Origin of the sequence: Rhizobium sp. RAF36 (assembly GCF_052114105.1) — a bacterium.
Taxonomy (GTDB): Bacteria; Pseudomonadota; Alphaproteobacteria; order Rhizobiales; family Rhizobiaceae; genus Rhizobium.
The window spans coordinates 227935-249485 of record NZ_JBFREC010000008.1 but is presented as its reverse complement, the minus strand read 5'-3'; the positions used below and the strand labels follow the sequence as shown (position 1 = coordinate 249485).

The 21551-nt window shown below is 60.4% G+C and carries 22 protein-coding genes, 1 tRNA gene, 1 rRNA gene and 2 pseudogenes; 15 read left to right on the top strand and 11 right to left on the bottom strand.

The genetic code is table 11. The annotated features are described in order from the left end of the window. Both rrf and AB4Z25_RS24505 read left to right on the top strand, forming a co-directional pair. Positions 1-88: ribosomal RNA gene (gene rrf / locus AB4Z25_RS24510) — 5S ribosomal RNA — on the top strand; the annotation flags it as partial. Positions 89-330: 242 nt separating this feature from the next. Further along, positions 331-407: transfer RNA gene (locus AB4Z25_RS24505), tRNA-Met, on the top strand. A gap of 77 nt (positions 408-484) precedes the next feature. Here the strand turns inward: AB4Z25_RS24505 and AB4Z25_RS24500 are convergent. Continuing rightward, positions 485-667, bottom strand: a pseudogene (locus AB4Z25_RS24500) (acyl-CoA dehydrogenase family protein); the annotation flags it as partial. Between the two features lie 82 nt (positions 668-749). Here AB4Z25_RS24500 and AB4Z25_RS24495 point away from each other — a divergent pair. Continuing rightward, complete coding sequence (locus AB4Z25_RS24495; RefSeq protein ID WP_442209649.1) at positions 750-1931, top strand: adenylate/guanylate cyclase domain-containing protein; 1182 nt, start codon at positions 750-752, stop codon at positions 1929-1931. 143 nt (positions 1932-2074) lie between these two features. Here the strand turns inward: AB4Z25_RS24495 and AB4Z25_RS24490 are convergent, their stop codons facing one another. After that, positions 2075-2776 carry a GntR family transcriptional regulator gene (locus tag AB4Z25_RS24490; protein WP_162698762.1) on the bottom strand — a complete coding sequence of 234 codons (702 nt, stop codon included), beginning with the start codon at positions 2774-2776 and terminating at the stop codon, positions 2075-2077. Positions 2777-2975: 199 nt separating this feature from the next. Here AB4Z25_RS24490 and AB4Z25_RS24485 point away from each other — a divergent pair, with 199 nt between their 5' ends. The 7 genes from AB4Z25_RS24485 to AB4Z25_RS24455 all read left to right on the top strand — a co-directional run bounded on the left by AB4Z25_RS24485 (position 2976) and on the right by AB4Z25_RS24455 (position 9297). Next, on the top strand, positions 2976-4424 hold the full coding sequence (locus tag AB4Z25_RS24485) for an aldehyde dehydrogenase family protein (protein ID WP_442209676.1): 1449 nt from the start codon (positions 2976-2978) through the stop codon (positions 4422-4424). Positions 4425-4564: 140 nt separating this feature from the next. Beyond that, entirely contained in the window at positions 4565-5515 is a 951-nt protein-coding gene (locus tag AB4Z25_RS24480) for a sugar ABC transporter substrate-binding protein (protein ID WP_112390077.1), read from the top strand. 67 nt (positions 5516-5582) lie between these two features. Next, positions 5583-6602 carry an ABC transporter permease gene (locus tag AB4Z25_RS24475; RefSeq protein ID WP_310301216.1) on the top strand — a complete coding sequence of 340 codons (1020 nt, stop codon included), beginning with the start codon at positions 5583-5585 and terminating at the stop codon, positions 6600-6602. After that, complete coding sequence (locus AB4Z25_RS24470) at positions 6602-7339, top strand: ATP-binding cassette domain-containing protein (protein WP_112390075.1); 738 nt, start codon at positions 6602-6604, stop codon at positions 7337-7339. Before AB4Z25_RS24475 ends, AB4Z25_RS24470 begins: the two co-directional genes overlap by 1 nt. Positions 7340-7367: 28 nt before the next feature. After that, positions 7368-8210 carry a 5-dehydro-4-deoxy-D-glucuronate isomerase gene (gene kduI, locus AB4Z25_RS24465; RefSeq protein ID WP_442209647.1) on the top strand — a complete coding sequence of 281 codons (843 nt, stop codon included), beginning with the start codon at positions 7368-7370 and terminating at the stop codon, positions 8208-8210. Next, positions 8207-8962: a 2-dehydro-3-deoxy-D-gluconate 5-dehydrogenase KduD gene (kduD, locus tag AB4Z25_RS24460; protein WP_442209645.1), complete on the top strand. Its 756-nt coding sequence runs from the start codon at positions 8207-8209 to the stop codon at positions 8960-8962. Before kduI ends, kduD begins: the two co-directional genes overlap by 4 nt. 8 nt (positions 8963-8970) lie before the next feature. Further along, positions 8971-9297, top strand: coding sequence for a cupin domain-containing protein (locus AB4Z25_RS24455; protein ID WP_442209643.1), 327 nt, complete (start codon positions 8971-8973; stop codon positions 9295-9297). Between the two features lie 42 nt (positions 9298-9339). Here AB4Z25_RS24455 and AB4Z25_RS24450 read toward each other — a convergent pair whose 3' ends face one another. Continuing rightward, on the bottom strand, positions 9340-10389 hold the full coding sequence (locus tag AB4Z25_RS24450; RefSeq protein ID WP_442209642.1) for a LacI family DNA-binding transcriptional regulator: 1050 nt from the start codon (positions 10387-10389) through the stop codon (positions 9340-9342). Positions 10390-10853: 464 nt separating this feature from the next. Here AB4Z25_RS24450 and AB4Z25_RS24445 point away from each other — a divergent pair, with 464 nt between their 5' ends. From AB4Z25_RS24445 to AB4Z25_RS24435, 3 genes are all read left to right on the top strand, one after another. Beyond that, entirely contained in the window at positions 10854-11816 is a 963-nt protein-coding gene (locus AB4Z25_RS24445) for a sugar-binding protein (protein ID WP_442209640.1), read from the top strand. A gap of 110 nt (positions 11817-11926) precedes the next feature. Further along, positions 11927-13465 carry a sugar ABC transporter ATP-binding protein gene (locus tag AB4Z25_RS24440; RefSeq protein WP_442209639.1) on the top strand — a complete coding sequence of 513 codons (1539 nt, stop codon included), beginning with the start codon at positions 11927-11929 and terminating at the stop codon, positions 13463-13465. 34 nt (positions 13466-13499) lie between these two features. Further along, positions 13500-14501, top strand: a complete 1002-nt coding sequence (locus AB4Z25_RS24435) for an ABC transporter permease (RefSeq protein ID WP_112390093.1) — start codon at positions 13500-13502, stop codon at positions 14499-14501. Between the two features lie 170 nt (positions 14502-14671). On the opposite strand, the gene AB4Z25_RS24430 is transcribed toward AB4Z25_RS24435, so the two are convergent. From AB4Z25_RS24430 to AB4Z25_RS24420, 3 genes are all read right to left on the bottom strand, one after another. After that, entirely contained in the window at positions 14672-15229 is a 558-nt protein-coding gene (locus tag AB4Z25_RS24430; RefSeq protein WP_442209638.1) for a DsbA family protein, read from the bottom strand. Between the two features lie 51 nt (positions 15230-15280). After that, positions 15281-15613: a DUF6665 family protein gene (locus AB4Z25_RS24425; protein WP_442209674.1), complete on the bottom strand. Its 333-nt coding sequence runs from the start codon at positions 15611-15613 to the stop codon at positions 15281-15283. 131 nt (positions 15614-15744) lie between these two features. Then, entirely contained in the window at positions 15745-16251 is a 507-nt protein-coding gene (locus tag AB4Z25_RS24420; RefSeq protein WP_442209637.1) for a hypothetical protein, read from the bottom strand. 136 nt (positions 16252-16387) lie between these two features. Between AB4Z25_RS24420 and AB4Z25_RS24415 the strand changes: the two genes are divergently transcribed. Both AB4Z25_RS24415 and AB4Z25_RS24410 read left to right on the top strand, forming a co-directional pair. After that, positions 16388-17050: a response regulator transcription factor gene (locus tag AB4Z25_RS24415; protein WP_442209672.1), complete on the top strand. Its 663-nt coding sequence runs from the start codon at positions 16388-16390 to the stop codon at positions 17048-17050. Beyond that, positions 17047-18417, top strand: coding sequence for a sensor histidine kinase (locus tag AB4Z25_RS24410; RefSeq protein ID WP_442209635.1), 1371 nt, complete (start codon positions 17047-17049; stop codon positions 18415-18417). Before AB4Z25_RS24415 ends, AB4Z25_RS24410 begins: the two co-directional genes overlap by 4 nt. Before the next feature lie 72 nt (positions 18418-18489). Here AB4Z25_RS24410 and AB4Z25_RS24405 read toward each other — a convergent pair whose 3' ends face one another. From AB4Z25_RS24405 to ehuC, 5 genes and pseudogenes are all read right to left on the bottom strand, one after another. Beyond that, positions 18490-19059, bottom strand: a complete 570-nt coding sequence (locus tag AB4Z25_RS24405; protein ID WP_442209633.1) for a dual specificity protein phosphatase family protein — start codon at positions 19057-19059, stop codon at positions 18490-18492. A 100-nt stretch (positions 19060-19159) separates the two neighbouring features. Next, positions 19160-19306, bottom strand: a pseudogene (locus tag AB4Z25_RS24400) (two-component sensor histidine kinase); the annotation flags it as partial. 64 nt (positions 19307-19370) lie between these two features. Next, entirely contained in the window at positions 19371-20150 is a 780-nt protein-coding gene (ehuA, locus tag AB4Z25_RS24395; RefSeq protein WP_442209632.1) for an ectoine/hydroxyectoine ABC transporter ATP-binding protein EhuA, read from the bottom strand. Continuing rightward, positions 20147-20839, bottom strand: a complete 693-nt coding sequence (ehuD, locus tag AB4Z25_RS24390) for an ectoine/hydroxyectoine ABC transporter permease subunit EhuD (RefSeq protein WP_442209630.1) — start codon at positions 20837-20839, stop codon at positions 20147-20149. The genes ehuA and ehuD overlap by 4 nt, the downstream gene beginning before the upstream one ends. Positions 20840-20851: 12 nt before the next feature. Next, complete coding sequence (gene ehuC, locus AB4Z25_RS24385; RefSeq protein ID WP_442209629.1) at positions 20852-21517, bottom strand: ectoine/hydroxyectoine ABC transporter permease subunit EhuC; 666 nt, start codon at positions 21515-21517, stop codon at positions 20852-20854. Positions 21518-21551: the final 34 nt, after the last annotated feature.

The window sequence follows — 21551 nt, the reverse complement described above, 5'->3', positions numbered from 1 at the left end:
CCCGTTCCCATTCCGAACACGGCCGTGAAACGCCCCAGCGCCTATGGTACTTCGTCTTAAGACGCGGGAGAGTCGGTCGCTGCCAGGTCTGCAAAACGCAACTAATCTTCTCATCACACATTCGGCCCTGCCGAAAACATCGGGCCGCGTAAGCGGCCTTTTGCTTTTGAAGCCGAAATGCTCTCAAAAGAGCAGAACCTTACAGGAGACAAATCGCCTTCGGCAATTTGCTCCGGCACAGTCCGTCATCGCTAAAGCGACGACGTAGCCGCGATAAATCCCAAAGGGATTTACGCACCGGATAAGCCGCTTTGCGGCTTACCTAGAGGACGCGGGGTGGAGCAGCCCGGTAGCTCGTCAGGCTCATAACCTGAAGGCCGCAGGTTCAAATCCTGCCCCCGCAACCAAATCTTTCCTAGATGATAAAACCACAGAATAGACAGAACCCGCGTTAAGCGGGCTTTTTGCGTTTTAACTCTATTCCCTAGAAGAACGCCTGGATGCCGGTCTGCGCCCGGCCCAGGATCAAAGCGTGGACGTCGTGCGTGCCTTCGTAGGTGTTGACCGTTTCCAGGTTCTGAGAATGGCGCATGACGTGGAATTCGATCTGGATGCCGTTGCCGCCGTGCATGTCGCGCGCCTGGCGGGCGATATCCAGCGCCTTGCCGCCAACATTTTCATCAGCAGGAGTTCGACAAAGACCTGTGCATCCTGCAAAATCTCCTATTCATCCGCATGGAGGAGAATGCATGCCAAGGCTGGGCGGTCTCATAACCTGGATCATCGCGACAGGACTTGCCACCGATGACATCGACGCATTGCTCGACGGTGTTGCATCGCGTTTGATCGAAGCGGGCTATCCGCTTATTCGCGCGTCGATCGCAATGCCGTCGATCGACCCGAAGCAACGAGGCTTTTCGGTTGCCTGGTATCGCTCGTCGGGCATTTCGAAGGAAATCCAAGAGCACGGCGAGGAGGGGGATGCGCTCTTCCAGCGATCGCCGATCTCCTATCTGCTGCAAATCCAGCTCGAGTTTGTTCGGTGGGCGCTGCCGGCGAACGCCGACACACCGCCGTTTCCAGTTCTGGTGGAGCTCAGTGATCAAGGGGCGACCGAGTTTGTCATGAAGATCGCACCCTTCCCCGGGGGTACTGCCCTGGCGGGAGCAAGCTTTTCGTTGGCGACAGACCAGGCCGGTGGCTTTTCCGAAAGCCAGATTGCCGGGTTTGAAAGCATCATGCCTGCAGTGGCGCTCGCCTGCTGCCGGATTGCCACCACTCGCGTGGCAAAGGATGTGCTTGCCGTCTATACCGGGGAGAGAACAAGCGAGCTCATTCTGACTGGCCAGATCCAGCGCGGGGGCGGAACGGCGATCTTCGCCGCGATCCTTCTTGCCGACCTGAAGAATTTTACCTCCTTGAACGAACAGTGCGAGCCGAACCTCATCGTCGATTGGCTAAACGAACACTTCGAAGCGATCGGACGGCCGGTCATTGATGAGGGCGGCGAGATTTTGAAGTTCATGGGTGACAGCCTTCTGGCCATTTTTCCGGCGCAAGCAGGCGACACGAGGTCAGCATGCGCAATGGCTCTAGCGGCCGCGCAAGGCGCAATACGATTGAACGAAAAGCTGAATGACCGCAGACGAGCGCGCGGCGAACCCGAGATTCCCGTCGATATTGCGCTTCACCTCGGCGAGATCTTCTACGGCAATGTCGGGACAGATCGCAGGCTCGATTTCACGGTCATCGGCAGAGCTGTCAACGAGGCGGCGCGGATCGAAAAGTTGGCCGATAGTCTCGAATGCAACCTGCTCGCTTCGGCACTCTTTGCCTCTCAAACCGGCAATGCCTTCAGGCCCGCCGGCCATTTCAAGCTGAAGGGTGTTGAGCTTCCGGTTGAGATATTTACCTGGAAGGGCGAACAGTAGACACTCGCCGTCCGGAGCGGTGGCGCATAAGCGCAGCTGTATTGACGTCGATCTGGTCCCGCTCTCAACCTGCGCTGCGGTACAGCCTGTCTGTCCAATGATCAGAGCGCAGGCGTCAGGCTGAAATCAACAAGACCTGAGACTCATTCGAACAGGTCAGGATGATCGGCTTCGATCTGTGGCAGGTCGGACAGGATGCCGTTCAGATGGGCTCTCATTGCCGAGGCTGCCGCCTCGGCGTCACGCGTATCGATGGCTTCAATAATGGCCTGGTGTTCGGCGATCAGCCGCATCATCGAATCCGGATGGCGGAGCTGTAGGTTGCAGACGCGGTCCATATGAGCCTTGATGTCCGAAATCGCGTTCCAGGCCAGGCTGCAGCCGGCACCTTCGGCGATCGCAATATGGAACTGTTCATCTTCCCGGCGAAACGCATTGTGATCCTCGGCTTGCATGGCCGACGTCTGCCTGGCGATAATCGTGTCGATACGCCGCCGCGTCCACGTGTCGAAGCTCTCGCTGGCCCTGCGGGCAACGGCAGTCTCGAGTGCCTCGCGGACAAAGCGGGCTTCCATCATCTGGCGCGCGGAGATGCGCACGACGACGGTACCGCGGTTCGGACGGATCTCGACGAGCTTTGATTTCCCGAGCGCGATGAGCGCCTCGCGCACCGGCTGGCGCGATACGCCCATGCGGGTGGCGAGGTCCTGTTCGGACAACCGCGTGCCTGGCGCCAATTCCAGCTGGATAATCAATTCGCGCAGGTCGCGCTCGACCTGGGCAGCCGCTGTCTCACCCGTTTCGACTTTCAGGGATTCCACGTTCATATTCTTGGCCGCCGTCATGCGTTGACATCCATCTAAAACCACCATACAGTACCATACAACTCAAACGCAACATAAATCCGGCTGTGTCGAAGCCGGGCAAACAGGGAGGGGCCGGCGCCGCGTGTCCGGCCTTTGAAAAGCAGTGCTATCCAATCTGTCCAACTTCATCGCGCCCGACTCCAGCGACCCGCGTCTTCGCATTAAATCCCGCTATCAGATGCTTGTCGATGGCAAGTCGATCGATGCCTCTTCCGGCAAGACGATAGACCGCGTCAGTCCCGGCCATTCCGGCGTGGTGGTGGGCACGTGGCCGGATGCATCGGCCGATGACGTGAAGGCGGCGATCGCGGCGGCGCGGCGCGCCTTCGATACCGGGCCGTGGCCCCGCATGTCGGGCGCCGAGCGTTCGCGGCTCATGTTCAAGGTCGCCGATCTCATCCTGCAGAAGCAGGAAGAGCTGGCGCTGATCGAAAGCCTCGAGGTCGGCAAGCCGATCGCGCAGGCGCGCGGCGAGATCGGGTTCTGCGCCGATCTCTGGTCCTATGCAGCGGGGCAGGCTCGAGCGATCGAGGGTCAGTCACACAACAACATCGGCGACGACAGGCTTGGGCTGGTGCTGCGGGAGCCGGTCGGTGTCGTCGGTATCATCACGCCATGGAATTTCCCCTTCATCATTGCCTCGGAGCGCGTTCCCTGGGCAATCGGCGCGGGCTGCACCGTGGTGCTCAAGCCTTCGGAGTTTACATCGGGCACCTCGATCCGCATGGCCGAGCTGGCGCGTGAGGCAGGCATCCCGGATGGCGTTTTCAATGTCGTCACCGGTTACGGCGATCCAGCCGGCCAGGTTCTCGCTGTAGACCCCGGTACGGATATGGTCGCCTTCACCGGCTCGGTGCGCGTTGGCACGAAGCTCGGCGAAATCGCGGCGCGGAGCGTCAAGCGGGTCGGCCTGGAGCTCGGCGGCAAGGGTCCGCAGATCGTCTTTGCCGATGCCGATCTCGAAGCGGCTGCCGATGGTATCGCCTATGGTGTCTACCACAATGCCGGCCAGTGCTGCATTTCCGGCAGCCGCCTGCTTGTGCAGGAAGGTATCCGCGATGCGCTGATGGAGCGGCTCCTCGACATCTCGCGCAAGGTTACGTTCGGCGATCCCTTGAACGAGCGCACCAAGATCGGGGCGATGATCTCCGAGGCTCATGCGCAGAAGGTTCACTCCTATGTCGAAGCGGGCGTCGAAGCGGGTGCAGAGCTGCTGCTCGGCGGAACGCGGGCGGGCGAGGGGGCGGGCCTCTACTACGCGCCGACCGTCTTTGCAGGCGTCACGCCCGACATGTCGATCGCCCGCGAGGAGATATTCGGTCCGGTGCTGTCGACGCTGACGTTCAAGACAGCGGATGAGGCGGTGTCGATCGCCAATGCCAGCGAATACGGGCTCTCGGCTTCCGTGTGGTCCACCAATCTGGAGACCGCGCTGCAGAGTATCCGCCGTATTCGCGCCGGACGCTGCTGGATCAATAGCGTCATCGACGGAACACCGGAAATGCCGATCGGCGGCTACAAGAAGAGCGGCCTGGGGCGCGAACTTGGCCGCTACGGCTTCGACGAATATTCGCAATTCAAGGGAATTCACGTGACGCTGGGTCGCCCGGCGTCATGGTTTAGCTAGGCACGTGAACGCAGCCTGACACAGGAGGAGGGCTGCAACACATGGGGGAAATCCCGGCTGGCGCGATCTTTGGTCGGAGCTCGCCAGCCGGGAATTGGGTCTTTCGACCCGCATTGCACATCCAAAGGGAGGATACGCAAATGAAATTGACCAGACTGAAATCCGCGGCACTTGCCGCGGCATGGGTAGCCTTGTGCTCGACCACTGCACTTGCAGCCGACGTCAAGGCGACGATGATCATCTACCTCGATCCGAGTGTCCAGTTCTTTAACCCGGTGGTGAAGGGTGCACAAGACGCGGCGGCCCAATTCGGTGTCGATCTCGACGTCCAGTATGCCAACAACGACCCGGTACGCCAGAACGATCTGATCGAGAGCGCGACGGCAAGTGGCGTCGATGGGATCGCAGTTGCGATTTCATCGTCGGATGCATTCGACAGCAGCATTTGCTCGGCGGTCAAGGCAGGCATCATCGTTATCGGTTTCAACAACGATGACCTAGAAGGCGCCAAGGGAAATTGCCGCCAGGCCTATGTCGGCATGGATGAATTTGCGTCCGGCTATGAACTCGGCAACCGCATGATCAAGGAGTTTGGTCTGAAGTCGGGCGATGTGGTCTTCAACCCGCGGGAAATCCCGGAAGCCAGCTTTGCCGTGGCCCGTGGGGGCGGCATCGAAAAGGCGATGACCGAGGCAGGCATCAAGGTTGAAACGGTTCGCGCCGGCCTCGACCCGGCCGAAGCCCAGAATATCATCGCCCAATTCCTGATCGCCAACCCGAACGTCAAGGCATTGTTCGGCACCGGTTCGGTGACCTCCACGGTCGGTGCAGGCGCCATCAAGGATGCAGGGGTCAAGATACCCTTTGGCGGGTTCGACCTTGCGGTGGAGATCGTCAACGCGGTCGAAAGCGGGGCGATGTTCGCCACCATGGATCAGCAGCCCTATCTGCAGGGCTATCACCCGATCGCCCAGATTGCTCTGGCGAAGAAATATGGTCTGACGCCTACGGATATCGACACCGGGCAGGGCGCCTTCCTCGACAAGTCGCGGATTGGATCCGTCAAGCCTCTGATCGGAACCTACCGGTAATCCGATCCGACGAGCCTGCCGGCAGACCGGCAGGCTCCAGCTTTACCAAAAGATCGAGTCAAAAACCGTGACACCTATTATCGCAGACAGTGCCGCGCCACGCTCGCGGACCCAAAAGCAATCCGTTCTCAAGCAGATCATGGCGATGCCGGCGGGAGCGATCCTTCTCGTTTTCGTCGCGCTGCAGATCGCCTGCATTCTCGGAGCGCTGCTCTATCCCGATGACTTCCGTTATCTCTCGCCACAGAACCTGACGATCCTGATGAAGGCGGTGCCCGTTCTCGGCTGCCTGGCGCTCGGCGCCGGCGTGCTGATGATCGCCGGGGAATTCGACCTTTCGATCGGTTCGGTCTACACGTTTACGGCAATCCTGATGGCGACATTGGTCGGCGCCGGCGTCAGCGCCTTCATCGCCGCCCCGGCCGGCATTGCCGCCGGCATGATGATCGGGCTCCTCAATGGCCACATCACCTTGCGCTTCGGCCTTCCGTCTTTCATCGTCACCCTTGGTGGCCTGCTGTTCTGGCGCGGCGCGGTGCTGCTCTACAATGGTGCCGTGCAGGTTCGTTTCGACCCTGACGCGGTCTTTTCCGCACTCTTCTCGGGAACGTTTCTCGGGATCAATGCGGCGTTCATCTGGATCGTGCTGTTCGTGATCGGCTTTCATTTCCTGACGCACCGCCACCGCTTCGGCAACCATGTCTTCGCAACGGGTGGCAATCGCGCAGCAGCCGAGGCCATCGGCATCAACACCAGCCGCGTGAAGCTCATCGCTTTCGCGATCGCCGGCGCCATGGCCGCAATGGCTGGTATCCTCGCCACCGCCCGCGTTGGCAGCGTGCAGCCGGGACAGGGCGCCGGGCTCGAACTGCAGGCGATTGCCGCCTGCGTCATTGGCGGGCTCTCGTTGCGGGGTGGGCGCGGCTCCATCGCCGGCATTTTCCTCGGCGTCCTGCTGATCCACACGATGACCGACGTGCTGCTGCTTCTGAGAGCCCCGGGTTTCTATCTCGACATGTTCATCGCCACGCTCATCGTACTGGCGGCGATCTTCAATCAACTCATCGAGCGGCGGGCGGGCGTCTGATGTCGAAAGAAAATCTTCTCGAACTCCACAATATCTCGAAGAGCTTCGGTGCGCTGACGGCCTTGAGCAACCTGAGCTTCCATATCGGCGAAGGGGAGGTGGTGGGTCTGCTCGGCGATAACGGCGCCGGAAAATCGACCGCCGTCAATCTGATCTCAGGCATCCACAAGCCGACGGATGGCTATATCAGTGTCGACGGAAAGCGCACGCTGTTCACATGCCGGTCCGATTCTGCGGAGGCGGGTATCGAGACCATCTACCAGCATACGGCACTGGTCGATTCCCTCTCCATCACCCGCAACATCTTCATGGGCCGCGAACTGACAGATCGGTTCGGCTTCCTGCGGCAGGCAGAGATGCGCGACATCGCGATGGAGGTTCTTACGAACGCCGTTCATATTTCGGGTATCGATTCACCCGACACCCTCGTCGGTAATCTTTCCGGTGGGCAGAAGCAGGCCGTCGCCATTGCGCGCGCGGTCCATTTCAAGAAGCGCGTCCTGCTGCTCGATGAGCCGACCTCCGCGCTTTCAGTGCGAGAGACGGAAGCGCTCCTCAATCAGGTCTTGAAGCTCAAGGCCGAGAACGTCTCCAGCGTGCTCGTCACCCATAATCTCTATCACGCCTTCCAGGTCTGCGACCGGTTCGTGATCATGAGCCATGGCACGAAGGTCTTCGATGTCCCGAAGTCGGAAACAACCGTCGGGCAACTCACCGAATATGTCGTGCTCAATTGAGCGGCGATCGCAACCGAAAGGCAGAAACGTGACCCTAAATGCCAGAATACGTCAGGTCGTCGGCCCGCAGGATACGGCGCGGCGCAACACGCAGGAGCTCCGGGACGGTTTCGTCATCGATGATCTCTTCCAACCAGGCGCCATCAGCCTCACCTACAGCCATCTCGACAGGATGATCGTTGGCGGAATATCTCCGGCCGCAGGTTCGCTGGTTATCGATCAGGTCGCGGAAACCGGAACGGCCACGTTCCTTGAGCGCCGCGAGGCCGCCATCGTCAATATAGGCGGGCGCGGGATGGTCACCGTCGGCGGCAAGCCATATCACCTGGAGTTTCAGGAAGCTCTTTACCTCGGGATGGGCGAGGGGCCGTTGTCCTTCACGAGCGAGGACGCGGCTCATCCCGCGCTCTTCTACCTCCTGAGCGCGCCTGCCCATCGCGCCTGCGCGACCACGCACATTACCAGGGATCTCGCACGCAAGGTGGCCGTCGGCTCGGCCGAGGAATCCAACGCGCGCACGATCAATCAATATGTACATCCGGACGTCTGCGAGAGCTGCCAGCTTCTTGTCGGGCTGACGATGTTCGAGCCGGGATCGGTGTGGAACACCATGCCGGCCCACGTGCACGACAGACGGATGGAAGTCTATCTCTACTTCGGCATGGCCGAGCAAACGCGGGTCTTTCACTTCATGGGAGAGCCCGATGAGACGCGGCACGTCGTCCTGAAGAACCACGAGGCGGTCCTGTCCCCTGGATGGTCGATCCATTCCGGCGCCGGCACCGGCCGCTATGCCTTCATCTGGGCCATGGCCGGCGACAACATGAGCTTCACCGACATGGACAAGGTTCCGATGGAAGCGCTGCGGTGACGGCCTTCGATCTCAGCGGCCGTTGCGCCATCATAACCGGCGCGAACACCGGTATCGGCCAGGCGATTGCCGTGGGACTGGCAAGGGCCGGCGCCGATATCGTCGCAGTTGGACGATCATCCATGGCCGAGACCGAGGGAGTTGTCCGCTCGGCGGGACGCGACTGCCTCACAGTCCATGCCGATCTGTCGGCAGGGGGCGCGGCCGCCGAGGTCATGGAAAAATCGGTCGCGCTTGGCGCCAGACCGGATATCCTGGTCAACAATGCCGGCATCATTCGCAGGGCAGACGCTCTCGATTTCACCGAGGCCGATTGGGACGATGTGCTCGACACGAACCTGAAGTCGGTGTTTTTCCTCTGCCAGTCATTTGCACGCTCTGCGATCGCAGAGGGCCGCAAGGCAAAGATCGTCAACATCGCTTCCCTGCTATCCTTCCAGGGTGGCATCCGCGTCTCATCCTATACGGCCGCCAAAAGTGGTCTTGCAGGTCTGACGCGGTTGATGGCAAACGAGTGGGCCGCAAAGGGTATCAACGTCAACGCCATTGCGCCGGGCTATGTGGAGACGAACAACACGGAAGCTCTGCGGGCCGACCCCGAACGGAGCGCCGAGCTTCTGAAACGCATTCCGGCTGGCCGCTGGGCCAAGCCGGATGATATGGTCGGGGCGGCGATTTTCCTCGCCGCTTCGGCTTCCGATTACGTGCATGGCACAATCCTGCCGGTGGACGGTGGATGGCTGGCCAGATGAGAGGACCTATGCAGCACTATACGATACCTGATAACACATCCTGGACCGAGGTCGCGCCCGGCAACCGCCGCGCCGTTCTCAGCACTCGTCCCGAACTGATGCTGGTTGCCTTCAGCTTCGATGAAGGCGCGGTTGGCGCCTTGCATTCACATCCCCATACCCAGGTAAGCTACATCGCCGAAGGAACCTTCGACGTCACGATTGATGGCGTGACGAACCGATTGGGACAGGGAAGCAGCTTTATCGTCGCGCCCAATCTGGTCCATGGCGTGGTGGCACGCAGCAAGGGCCTGCTGATCGACACATTCACGCCGTGCCGCGAGGACTTTCTATGACCCTCGCCGAGCAGCCGTTGCGCGAAATCGCCGATCGCGGTGTCAGGCCGTCTGCACCTTGAGATTGGCCTTGCTGCCTCCGGGCGAAGATACAGACGAACGTTTGACAAGGGAGCATTCGAGCTTCGTGATCTCATGACGCCGCTCGCGCGGCAGGACCGCTGTATCGAGATGCTCGATCGCCCATTCACCCATAGCCATATGGGGGAGAACCGATGTGGTCAGCGGCGGTATGAGGTGGCGGCAGATGTCCTCATCATCATAGCCAATGACGGATATGTCCTCGGGAATGCGCAGACGCTTCTCCTTGAGGGCCTCGTAGCAACCGACCGCCGTTCTATCGTTCTGGCAGAAGATTGCTGTCGGGGGCTCGGGAAGCGACAGAAGCCGCATCGTCCCGGAATAGCCGGCGCTCGCAGACCAGTCACCCTCGATGACAAGGTCCGGATCGAACGGAATGTCGGCCGTGGCGAGCGCGCGGCGATAGCCCGTCAGGCGATCCTGGGCCGCTTGCATCCAGGGCTCCCCGGTGATCGTCGCGATGCGATGGTGACCATGCGCGATCAAATGCTTGGTCGCTGTCTGGCCACCGGCGATTTCGCTCGGTACGACCGCGGGAAAAGCATAGTCGGACGTATAGCAGTTGAGCAGGACGATAGGGATGTCGAGGCCGTAGTAATAGGCTGGCATCTCCACTTCCCGCGTGAAGATCGTCATGTAGATAAGGGCTGAAATGCCGCTATCCGTCAGAGCCTTGATCGCTCGCGGTTCCATGGCCGGATCGCCGAGCGTCTGCGCGACGAGAAGCACATTGCCCGCGTTCCAGGATGCCTGACGCGCGCCTTCAATCGCAACGACAGCCTCCGGACTGGTCCCCAGCTGGTCGACGACGAAGCCGATAACGCCATCCAATTTGGAGAGGGATGCGGATCCCGAAGATACGGAAAATGTCGGCGCCACGTAGCCAAGTTCACGGGCCGCTTCGATCACCCTGTCGCGGGTTTGTTGGGATAACCGCGTCCCGGCCGTGTTATTCAGGACGAGGGAGACGGTCGCCTGGGAACATCCGGCCGCCTTGGCTATGTCGGTCATCGTGACCCTGGCACCTTGGCGCCGGCCCCTGCGTTTCGTCGCCTTGTCCGCGCCGGATCGGAGCTGACCATCTGCCGCGCCTGTCCTCTTCATAGCGATGCCTCGATCCCGTTTGCGCAATGTATCGGCACGAGCTTTGAAAATGCAGCTCGCCCACACGCTAATTTTTATTAGCATCAAGCAACGCAACTCGGCAACTGGCGCTTAGTGAATTAGCCCGATTGTGCGATGCAATATAAAATCAGGCTTATTTTGGCTAAAATCGACTGTATCAGTCATGATTGGAAACGCGCATTGCTAATAATTAATGATAATACTATTTACGAACTGGCATTACTCATATACCTTCGCGTCTGTGGTTGGACGGAGCGTTTTCTCACATGCGAGAGGCCCTGGAGGGGGTTACGCGATGGACTACTGCGGGTTGGAACCAGGCTCGGAGGTGGGCCAATGGGAGGATTATCATGACATACCTGACACGTGGTGCGGCAGCTCTTGCAGCCGGGCTCATGCTGAGCTCCGTCTTGACGACAGCGGCCTTTGCCGCCGACAAGCCGACACTCGCTTTCGTCGTCAACGGCGCCTCTGACTTCTGGAAGGCTGCCGAAGCGGGCGTCAAGAAGGCGCAGGCCGAGCTTCCCGACTTCAACATGGAGCTGAAATATCCGGAGCAATCCTCCGTCGCAATTCAGCAGCGCCTGATGGAAGATCTGGTGACCGCCGGGGTCAAGGGGATCATGGTCTCCGCCGTCGATCCCAAGACATCGACAGACGGTCTGAACAAGATCGGATCGCAGACGGCCCTCTTTACCACGGACAGTGACGCGCCGAATACAAATCGCGTTGCCTATATCGGCTCATCAAATATCGATGCCGGCAAGCAGGCCGCCGAAATCGCCAAGAAAGCGATGCCGGATGGCGGCAAGTGCATCGGCTTCGTCGGTCTGCTGGGTGCTGATAACGCCAAGGAACGTATCCAGGGCATGAAGGACGGCCTTGCCGGCACGAAGATCGAGCTGACCGATGTGCGCGGTGACGATATCGATCAGACGCGTGCCAAGAAGAACGTCGAGGATGCCCTTGTCGCGAGCCCCGACGTGACCTGCATGGTCGGTTTCTACTCCTACAATACGCCGAGAATTTACGAGGCACTCCGCGAGGCGGGCAAGCTTGGCCAGATCACCGTTGTCGGCTTCGATGATGACCCGATCACGCTCGGCGGTGTGAAGGAAGGAACGATCGCCGGCACGGTCGTGCAGCAACCTTACATCTGGGCCTATCAGGGCATGAAGCTGATGGCCGCCTACGTCAACGGTGACAAGTCGGGCGTTCCCGACAACAAGCTCATCATCGTCCCGACAAAGGTGATCGGCAAGGACGACGTTGACGCCTATGCCGCCAACCTCAAGGCGATGGCCGGTAACTGATGACGATCTGACAGCGGCGCCGGCGCAAGCCGGTGCCGCTGCGTGCCCATTGCCCGCAGCCGGAAAAGGGTAGCGGGCAGTCCTGAAGAGCACACAGCCTGTGGATCGACATGAACGATTTGACTGAGACCGCGCCGTCACGCGAAGCGCCGCCATTTCTGAGCTTGCTGGGGATCGGCAAAACCTATCCGGGTGTCGTCGCCCTGGACGGTTTCTCGATGCATGTGAGCCCCGGCGAAGTGATCGGTCTGGTTGGCGAAAACGGTGCCGGCAAATCGACGCTGATGAAAATCCTCGGTGGTGTCGTGAAGCCGGATCGCGGCACGATCCTGATCGACGCAGAGGAAAGGTCCGCCCTTTCTGTCGATAGCAGCCTGGGATCAGGCATCGCCTTCGTTCATCAGGAGCTCAACCTCTTCGATAATCTTGACGTTGCAGCCAATATCTTTCTCGGCCGGGAGCCGCTGCGGGGAGGGCCATTGAAGCTGGTCGACCGCCGGCGCCTGAGAGCAATGGTTGCGCCGCTTTTGAAGCGCGTTGGCGCGAATTTTTCCGCCGATACGCCCGTCGCCTCTCTTTCGCTCGCCCAGCAGCAGATGGTGGAGATCGCCAAGGCGCTGTCGATCAACGCAAGGTTGGTGATCCTAGACGAGCCGACCTCCAGCTTGCCGCTGGCTGAAACCGAGAAGCTACTCTCTGTGATATCGGCGCTGAAGGCCGACGGCATCAGCGTCATTTTCATTTCCCATCGCCTGCAGGAGGTCGAGCGCGTTGCAGACCGGGTGGTCGTTCTCAGGGATGGGACGCTTGCCGGCACACTCGCCAAAGGCGAGATCAACCACGACCAGATGGTCAAGCTGATGATCGGGCGGGCGCTCACGGCGAGGGACGCCGAACCGCAACGGGCGCCGGGTAAGATCGCGCTGAAGACCACAGACATTCGTTCTGCCGCCTATCCTGCCAGAACCGTCAATCTTGAGATCCGTTATGGCGAGATTCTGGGCCTTGCCGGCCTTGTCGGCTCCGGCCGCACCGAGCTTGCCCGCATTCTCTTCGGGATTGACCGCAGCTACGGCGGCACCACCGAAATGGATGGCCGCGAAATCAGGCTGACCTCAGCCACGAAAGCCGTCGAGGCCGGCATCTTCCTGGTTCCCGAGGATCGCAAGCTGAGCGGGATCCTCCTGGACCTGCCCATTGCGCAGAACATCTCGCTGCCCAACCTTCCCGCATACTCGAAAAACTTCATGGTCTCCTCGAAGCGGGAGACAACTGGCGCGGAAGTCCAGCGCAAGCGCCTTGGAATTAAGGCGCCGTCGGTCTCGACCCGGACGGGCACGTTGTCTGGAGGCAACCAGCAGAAGGTTGTCCTTGCAAAGTGGCTGGCAATGAACCCCAAGGTGATGATCTTCGACGAGCCGACCCGCGGTATCGACATCGGCGCCAAGAACGAGATTTACATGCTGATGCGCAAGCTGGCCGACGCCGGCGTCGCGATCCTGATGATATCAAGCGACATGGAGGAAGTGATCGGCGTGTCCGATCGCATCGCTGTCATGCACGAAGGCCAGATTTCGGGCATTCTCGAAAAACAAGACTTCACGCAGGAAAATGTCCTTCTGCTGGCTGTCGGCAAAGCGATACACTGATGGCCGCGGCTATCGCCAATAGGGAAACGCGATGATGAGTAAGAAAGATCTGGGGCTGCTTCTGTTGATCGTCGTTGTCGGCATCGTCGTGACGCTGATCAACCCGCGCTTCCTGCTGCCGATCAACCTTGCCAACACGTCGAACCTCATCGGTCTTTTCGGAATCCTGTCGATCGGCCAGGCCTTTGTCATCATCACGGGCGGCATCGAGCTCTCGGTCGGATCGCTGGTTGCGCTGCTTGGCGTGCTGTTTATCGATTTCGTCGCCGTGCAGAACATGCCATGGACGATTGCGCTGCCGCTGATTCTCGTTCTGGGCGGTGTTCTTGGCGCCATCCACGGCTGGCTGATCACCAAGCTTAACCTTCAGCCCTTCGTCGTGACGCTGTGCGGGTTGCTGATCTATCGTGGTGCGGCCCGCTTCTATACCGGAGACGGCACTGCGGGTTTCGGCTTCGGCCAGAACTTCCCGACCCTTGAGTTCCTGACAGCCGGCCGGTTCTACGGCGTTCCGAACACATTCATCGCCCTTGTCGTCATCGCTGTTATCATGTGGGTGGTCCTGCACCGCTCGGTCTTTGGCCGGTATCTCTACGCCATCGGCAAGAACGAGGAAGCCGCCAGATATTCCGGTATCCACACCGGCAGGATGGTGATGATCGCCTATGTCATCTGTGGTGTTTTGACAGCGCTTTCGGCGATCTATTTCGCGATGTACACCCGCTCGATATCTCCGGCGAGCCACGGCCAGTTCTATGAACTCTACGCGATTGCTGCCGCTGTGCTTGGCGGATTTTCCCTGCGGGGCGGCGAGGGCTCTCTGATCGGTGTCATCCTTGGCACCATTCTGCTCCAGGAGCTGCAGAACCTCGTCAACCTGCTTGGAATACCGTCGTCGCTGAATTTCGCGGTCATGGGCGGCGTCATTCTGATCGGGGTGCTGATCGACCAGCAGTGGAGTGCCATCCGCGCGCAAAGACGGCTCGTTTCGGCCGCCCGCCAGGCGGAGACGCGCCAATCCGCACCTGTGACTTAAGTTCGTTTCTGACACAGCTTGATGCGGAGCTGGAACACGCTTCGCACCGGCACCACCAGATCAAGGGATAGGAAGGGTATCGCTCTTTGACCTCACCGGCGCACCAGATTTCTGGCGGCGGGGGAGGCACGGCTTCAGCTACCCGCGAGCCCGGGGACCGGACAGTTTGCTCAGCTTCCAAGTTTCCTTGCCCATACCTCAATCTCGTCCCCGCTGCCGAGATCGGGCTGTACCAGGCCGTTGACGATAAAAGTCGGCGAGACATGGATGCCGTTCTGGCGGGCATATTTGGCGTGCCATTTGACCTCACGGTCGAGATCGGGGATGGCGAATGCTTCCGAAACCCGGATGCCGCTATAGTCTTCGATCCGCCTGATAATGCCGTTCGGCGTGGCGTCCATGTTGGGCCCGCCGGCATGATGTGCGAATTCGAACTCCTCGCGATGATCGCCCACTGCGGCAAGCACCTTTCTCGCGCTTTCCTTTCCGCCCTCAAGTGTCGAGGCAGCCAGGATAGCTCTGACAATGACGCCCGAAAACATATGCCAGGGTTGCGACTGGAGCCGGATCTTGACAGTCAACCGGTCGTGTCCGGCATGCGAAAGAAGCCCGTCCAGTTTGCGGAACGCCTTGACGGAATAGGGGCAGGTCGGCTCCAGAAAGACCTCGAAGGTCTGCGGGCCATTGCCCCATTCCAGCGGGTCGGCTTTCCAGTTCGTTGTGCTCATGCCCTGAAGTCCTTCGGTTTGATGTCTGAAGATGGGTGGACGGCTGCGATGTCATCGCCGCGGTGTTGCGCCGAGGCGCGCAAGAACGTTGTCCGGAATACCGTAGCGCTGGATAACCTCGCGCGTGTTGCGCAAGCCACAGATATCCCGTTGCACGAAAAGCGCCCAGACCGCCTGCGCAGCCGCATCGACCAACCGCGCGCGTTCAACCGGCAGCACGCCGCTCTCTTCTGCCGTCTTCAAGGCGGAAAGCGCCTGCTCGACCGATCGGCCTTGCCGGCCAAGTGAACTTGCGCACTCGGCCGCCAGTTCATATTCAAGGGCGCCAAAACCGGTTTCGACCAGGTTCGACGCATTCAAGCTGCGGGGTGGGCGCATAGTCAGCCGGTTCGATAAATCATCGTGTTCCTGACCCTACACGATCTATAGCCAGGTCCGGAACCCCCTCCCGGGGGTGACGGATGCGCGCCGGTGAATTGCTTCAACGGCGCGCCGGATGCAGTTTTGCCAAGCCTTCAGGGCTTCATCTTGCGCAACATATCGGCGATTGGCCCGCCATGCGGGGGAGGTCCAGGCGGCGGGCGAAGGGCGTCGGTCTTGCCATCCTGATGAGCGACGTAGCTCGCATGCAGGAACCCGTCGTCGAAGCGGCCCTGGACACTGATGGGTTCGCCGACAGCAACGAGCTTGCCGTCATCGCCGGCCGGACCGGTCTCGATCAAGGCCTTGCCGGTTTCGTCTTGAACGATGAACTTGTTACCGTAGATCTCCGTGACTTTGCCTTTGAGCGTCACCACGCCCCAATCCTCCTTGAGGCTGGAGATCGAGGTGGGCGTCAAGGGTGCAAGCTCGATGCCAGGCCGGGTGAATTTCATTGCCGCGGCACCGCCGGCCGCACCGATTGCAAGGACCGCAAAGGCCGCAATTCCAAAAGCCGCCAAATGCGTTGCCGGCCGACGAGGGCGGCCCCTGTGGGCCGGCCGCTCAGGCGAGGTGTCGGGAGCGTCGTTTTCCATGGACATGATGCTGTCTCCAGTTCGTTGTGACTGGAGGATGATAGGCGTGTCCGGATCGACGCAGGCTGAACGTCGCGGTTCAGTTTCAGTTAAGCAAACGCGCCCTAGTTCTCACGAAGACATCAGAGAAACTGGGTTCACGATGCGCGTATTGCTGGTCGAAGACGACGACGATCTTTCCAGGCGGATTGCCGCCAGCCTGCGGACGGAAAACTTCGTGGTGGATGTCGCAAGGAACGGAGAGGATGCCGAACACGCTGGCCTGACGGAGATCTTCGATGCCGCCGTTCTCGACCTTGGCCTCCCGAAGATCGACGGCGTTGCGGTTCTCAAATCCTGGCGAAGTGCCGGCAGGTCGCTTCCTGTTCTCGTGCTGACGGCGCGCGACGGCTGGCCCGACAAGGTGGCGGCTTTCAAAGCGGGGGCGGACGATTACCTGACCAAGCCCTTCAGGGTGGAGGAGCTCATCCTGCGTCTTCGGGCGCTGGTCCGGCGTTCGACGGGGCATGCTTCGTCGCAGATCACGTGCGGCGATCTGACTTTCGACGCGCAGCTCGGCACATTTGATCTCGCTGGCCTTCCGCTGAAGCTGACCGCATTCGAATGGCGGGTCCTGTCCTGCCTGATCCTTCGCAAGGACGCGATCGTCGACAGGCGAGAACTCATCGAACGGGTCTACGAGGGCGATGCCGACGTGGATTCGAATTCCATCGAGGTGATCATCGCCAGGCTCCGGCGCAAAATCGGCAGCGACAGGATCGAGACCGAGAGGGGGCGCGGCTACAGGCTGGCGGATATTCGATGAGAATACCGTTGCTGTCTTCGCGCCGTACGGTCGCCGGCCGCCTGATCACCTTCTCCGTCCTCTACGCCGCCGCAGCACTGCTCATCGCCTCGCTGGTCTTGTGGTTCATCGTTGCCGCCGTTGTCCGGGAGCAGGTTGATCAGCGGCTCGACATGCAGGTCGACGCGGTCAAAAGCGCATTGTCAATAAACGCGGATGGAAGTCTTGCTCTGGCAGGTAATCTCGACGGGCCGCCGTTCGATCGCCTGGGTTCGGGATGGTACTGGCAGGCGCGCGTGGGCGAGCACCGCATTGCGTCAAGATCTCTGGCCGATGGCAGCGTCTCGGACCCGCCGCGCCCGTTCGATTGGCGCCGGATCCTGACGGGGGATCCGCAGCCTGCCGAAGGCTCCAGTGACCGGGGGCAGGCTCTGCATTTTCGCGTCGGCCAGGTGTTCGTTAGAGGTGTTTCGGTTGAAGTCCTGGCGACTGCGCCGCGCCATGCCCTGACCGCGCCCGCGTTGCGCGCGCTGTCCTACCTGATCCCTGCCATGGTGGTTCTCGGCTGTTGCCTGGTCGTGGGGATAGTTCTGCAGGTTCGCTACGGTCTTGCACCCTTGCGCACGCTGTCTGGGCAGCTCTCTGAGATTTCGGCAGGGCGCCGCCGAGACCTTTCGCCTGCAGAAGTCGAGGATCTTGATCCTGTCGTCAACGACATCAATCGATTGCTCGACGACAACAGGGCGCGGTTGCAGGAAACAAGGCTGCAGTTCGCGAACCTGGCACACGGACTGAAGACACCTGTGGCCAGCCTTTACCTCGCACTTGATGACAAGAACGATCCAGGCCGAGAGGCGCGTCAGCTTGTCGAGCGTATCGACCGGAAGATTCGGCATCATCTCGGAAGTGCCAGAGCCGTTGCCGCCGGAGGTGGTTTGGGCTTTGAAACCGAGGTGCGGCCCAGGGTGAATGACCTGCTTCAGGTCATGTCGGCGATCTACGTCGATCGCAAACTCGCGGTCACCAATGGCGTCATAGACGACGTTGCCGTCAACTGCTCGCCAGAGGACGTCGACGAGGTGATGGGTGCCATCATCGACAATGCCTTCAAATGGGCGGCGACATCCATCGTTGTGAAGGGCGTGCGCGAAGGGAAAATGCTGCTCGTGACTGTCGAGGATGATGGGCCGGGCATCGACGCTGGCCGTCTGGCCGAGGCGGTCTCACCTGGCGTGCGGCTGGATGAGACTGTGCCCGGACACGGTTTCGGCCTTTCGATAGCACAGGAGCTCGTCGGGCTCTTCGGCGGCAAGCTTCGTCTCAAGCAGAGAGAAGGTGGAGGACTGGCAGCGACCGTTGCATTGCCGCTATCGATTGGCCTGCTCTAGGCGATCGCTGGCTATGTCGCGCAGACGTTTTAGGATGCGTTTGCGACTTTTCCGGGAGCCTATCGGCGCCTGTCAGCCCTTCTGTTCGAAGTGCTCTTCCAAATCTTCCCAGCTGACGTCCATTGGCCAGGCCGCCGAAATCAACGGAATGGCAACGTGACCGTAGTAAAATGAAAGTTGGCCCTCGGCCTTGCTTTCGCCTTCGCCAGCGATCCGGCTCGTATAGATCGCAGAGATCAATCCGGTTCGATCGGATCCCGATTGGCAGTGGATCAGGATCGGTTTCGGCGCGGCAGCCATAATTGCCACGATCTCGTCGGCGCGTGCCGGCGCAAGTTTTTTCGAAGCGGACATTCCGAAATCGACATGTTCGACGCCGAGTTCCTGGGCTGTTCGGATTTCCGCCTGATACCAAGCCGCGTTCTGCCTCTCTCCACGCAAATTGATAATTGTCTTGATGCCGTGATCCTTCACATAGGTATCAAGCTGCGAAGGCGTCGGTTGCGCAGAGCGGTAGAGCTGCCCCTCGATGACAGTGTGAAAATTGCCGACGACCTGGAGATAGACCGCGTAGCCACCCAGAGCTCCCGCGACCGAGAAAGCCATCCCGAATGCAATGGAGAGTTTGGTCCGGTTCTTCATTTTTGCCTCGCAAGTCGCTCGCTACGAGGCAGATGGAGTGATTTCCTGACGGACACCTGAATGTCGGTTTCATGACGGTCTGCAGAACAAGGCAGCGCAATCAGGCTACCGATGCCGCGGCATCAAAGCAGACGTTGACCGCCAGTCCAGGTGCGTTATCTGCGAGGTCTATATGGGCAGAGTGCAGATCGGCGATGGCTCTTACGAGGCTGAGACCCAGTCCGTTGCCCGGCGTGGTGCGGCTCTTGGAACCGCTGTGCTCCGCTTCCGTTATTCGTTTCCGGAAGCGGAGCAAGCGTCGGGAGCGGGATCTACGCCAAAACCGACGAGAGAAACTCCCGCGTGCGCTCTTCGCGTGGCGTGCCGAATATCTCGTCGGGTACGCCCTGTTCGCAGATGCGTCCCTTGTCGAAGAAGCAGACGCGGTCCGAGACTTCGCGAGCGAAGCGCATCTCGTGGGTGACGAGCAGCATGGTCAGGTCATGCTCGTGCGCCAGACCGCGGATCACCGAGAGCACCTCGCCGACCAGCTGGGGATCGAGCGCCGAGGTTGGCTCATCGAAGAGAAGTACCCGCGGGCGCATCGCCAGCGCGCGGGCAATCGCCACGCGCTGCTGCTGGCCGCCGGAGAGCTGCGAGGGATAGAAATCCTTCTTGTCGGCGAGCCCCACCATATCGAGCAGCTTGAGCGCACGCGCCTCGGCCTCGGCTCGCGCGATACCGAGTACCCGAAGGGGCGCCTCGACGACATTGCGCAGGACGGTCATGTGGGGAAACAGGTTGAAGCTCTGGAAAACCATGCCGACATGGTTCCGGATCTGTCGCAGATGGCTTTCGGAGGCCTTGAACGGACCCTTGCCGTGCGGTTCGTGATAGGACAGGCCCTGCAGCGTCAGCTTGCCGTCCTGAAAGGGCTCGAGTGTCATCAGGATGCGCAGCACGGTCGATTTGCCCGAACCGGATGGGCCGATCAGCGTCACCTTCTCGCCCTGCCTGACGCTGAAGTTGAAGTCGTCGAGGACCGTCAGGGGGCCGAAGCGCTTGGCGACATTGGAAAATTCGATGATGGGCGGATTGTTGTTTTCGGTCATCGCAAGGGGATTCCTGCTTTCGGGAGAGCTTTCTGCAGGCGGTGCAGACCGGCCGAGCAGATCAGCGTCAGGAGAAGGAAGATCAGACCGACAAGGGTCAGCGGGACAAGATATTCGAAGGTGCGTTCACCGATCATGTTGGCGAGGCCCATCATTTCCATGACGGTGACAACAGACAGAACCGGCGTTTCCTTGATCATGGCAACGAGATAATTGCCCATGGCAGGCACGATACGCGGAATGGCCTGGGGGATGATGATATCGCGATAGGCCTGCATGCGCGTCAGATTGAGCGCCGTCGCCGCTTCCCACTGGCCGCGAGGCACAGCCTCGATGCCGCCACGGTAGACCTCCGAGGTGTAGGCCGCATATTGCAGACCGAGTGCCAGTGCTCCGGTGAGAAAGGCGGGCAGCACAACGCCGAAATCGGGCAGCACGTAATAGAGAAAGAACAGCTGCACGAGCAGCGGCGTGTCGCGCAAGAACTCGACGATGAAGGCCGTCGTCCAGGAGATCGCCACCATGCGGCTGCGGCGCAGCAGCGCGAAGACGAGACCAAGCACGAGCGCAATGGCAAAGCCTGCGGCCGCCGCCTTCAACGTGACCGTCAGGCCGATCAGGATGATGGGCAGGATCGAGCTCGTAAAGGTGAGCCATGTCGTCGTATCCCATTCGTATCCGTACATCATGTGATCACATCCTCACGGGCGGGGCATCGGCGGGAAGGCATGGCCGCGTCGCACGAAACGCTCGATCACGCGGATCGCCACCATTAGCACCAATGACATGGCGAAGTAGCAGACCAGCGTGATCGAATAGATGCTGGCGCTATCCAGCGTGATGTTGCGGATCGACTGCGCCGCGAAGGTGAGATCGGCAATCGAGATCAGCGATACGAGCGAGGAAAGCTTCAGCGTCTCGATCGCCAGATTGCCGAAAGCCGGCATCATCTCGACAATCGCCTGCGGCAGCGAGATGCGAAACAGCGTCTGCAGGCGGCTGAAATTCAGGGCGCGGGCGGCCTCCTGCTGTTGCACCGACACCGATGTCAGCGCGCCACGGACGATCTCGGCACCGTAGCCGCCGGCATGTGCCGCCAGCACTAAAATCCCGGTGGTGATCGGATCGAAGCTCAGCCCGACAAGCGGCAGTGCGTAATAGAACCAGAAAAGCTGGACAAAGAGCGAGGTGCCGCGGAAAAGCTCGGTGTAGCAGAGCGCGACGGTCCTTAGCACCGGTCCGCCCTCGACGCGCAGGATGCCGAAAACGAAGGCAAGCACCGCGCCGACGGCGATCGAGGCCAGGGTGATCGTCATCGTGATCATCGCACCATGCCAGATCATCGGCAGGTAGGCTGTCCAGTTCATGCGGAAGTCTCCCGGTCCTTAGGAGTGGCGCCCG

Excerpts from the sequence above, each read along its gene's own strand:
- AB4Z25_RS24495 (WP_442209649.1), top strand. The coding sequence starts at position 750 with ATGCCAAGGCTGGGCGGTCTCATAACCTGGATCATCGCGACAGGACTT.
- AB4Z25_RS24490 (WP_162698762.1), bottom strand. The coding sequence starts at position 2,776 with ATGACGGCGGCCAAGAATATGAACGTGGAATCCCTGAAAGTCGAAACG.
- AB4Z25_RS24485 (WP_442209676.1), top strand. The coding sequence starts at position 2,976 with ATGCTTGTCGATGGCAAGTCGATCGATGCCTCTTCCGGCAAGACGATA.
- AB4Z25_RS24480 (WP_112390077.1), top strand. The coding sequence starts at position 4,565 with ATGAAATTGACCAGACTGAAATCCGCGGCACTTGCCGCGGCATGGGTA.
- AB4Z25_RS24470 (WP_112390075.1), top strand. The coding sequence starts at position 6,602 with ATGTCGAAAGAAAATCTTCTCGAACTCCACAATATCTCGAAGAGCTTC.
- AB4Z25_RS24455 (WP_442209643.1), top strand. The coding sequence starts at position 8,971 with ATGCAGCACTATACGATACCTGATAACACATCCTGGACCGAGGTCGCG.
- AB4Z25_RS24450 (WP_442209642.1), bottom strand. The coding sequence starts at position 10,389 with ATGACCGACATAGCCAAGGCGGCCGGATGTTCCCAGGCGACCGTCTCC.
- AB4Z25_RS24445 (WP_442209640.1), top strand. The coding sequence starts at position 10,854 with ATGACATACCTGACACGTGGTGCGGCAGCTCTTGCAGCCGGGCTCATG.
- AB4Z25_RS24440 (WP_442209639.1), top strand. The coding sequence starts at position 11,927 with ATGAACGATTTGACTGAGACCGCGCCGTCACGCGAAGCGCCGCCATTT.
- AB4Z25_RS24435 (WP_112390093.1), top strand. The coding sequence starts at position 13,500 with ATGAGTAAGAAAGATCTGGGGCTGCTTCTGTTGATCGTCGTTGTCGGC.
- AB4Z25_RS24430 (WP_442209638.1), bottom strand. The coding sequence starts at position 15,229 with ATGAGCACAACGAACTGGAAAGCCGACCCGCTGGAATGGGGCAATGGC.
- AB4Z25_RS24420 (WP_442209637.1), bottom strand. The coding sequence starts at position 16,251 with ATGTCCATGGAAAACGACGCTCCCGACACCTCGCCTGAGCGGCCGGCC.
- AB4Z25_RS24415 (WP_442209672.1), top strand. The coding sequence starts at position 16,388 with ATGCGCGTATTGCTGGTCGAAGACGACGACGATCTTTCCAGGCGGATT.
- AB4Z25_RS24410 (WP_442209635.1), top strand. The coding sequence starts at position 17,047 with ATGAGAATACCGTTGCTGTCTTCGCGCCGTACGGTCGCCGGCCGCCTG.
- AB4Z25_RS24405 (WP_442209633.1), bottom strand. The coding sequence starts at position 19,059 with ATGAAGAACCGGACCAAACTCTCCATTGCATTCGGGATGGCTTTCTCG.
- ehuA (WP_442209632.1), bottom strand. The coding sequence starts at position 20,150 with ATGACCGAAAACAACAATCCGCCCATCATCGAATTTTCCAATGTCGCC.
- ehuD (WP_442209630.1), bottom strand. The coding sequence starts at position 20,839 with ATGATGTACGGATACGAATGGGATACGACGACATGGCTCACCTTTACG.
- ehuC (WP_442209629.1), bottom strand. The coding sequence starts at position 21,517 with ATGAACTGGACAGCCTACCTGCCGATGATCTGGCATGGTGCGATGATC.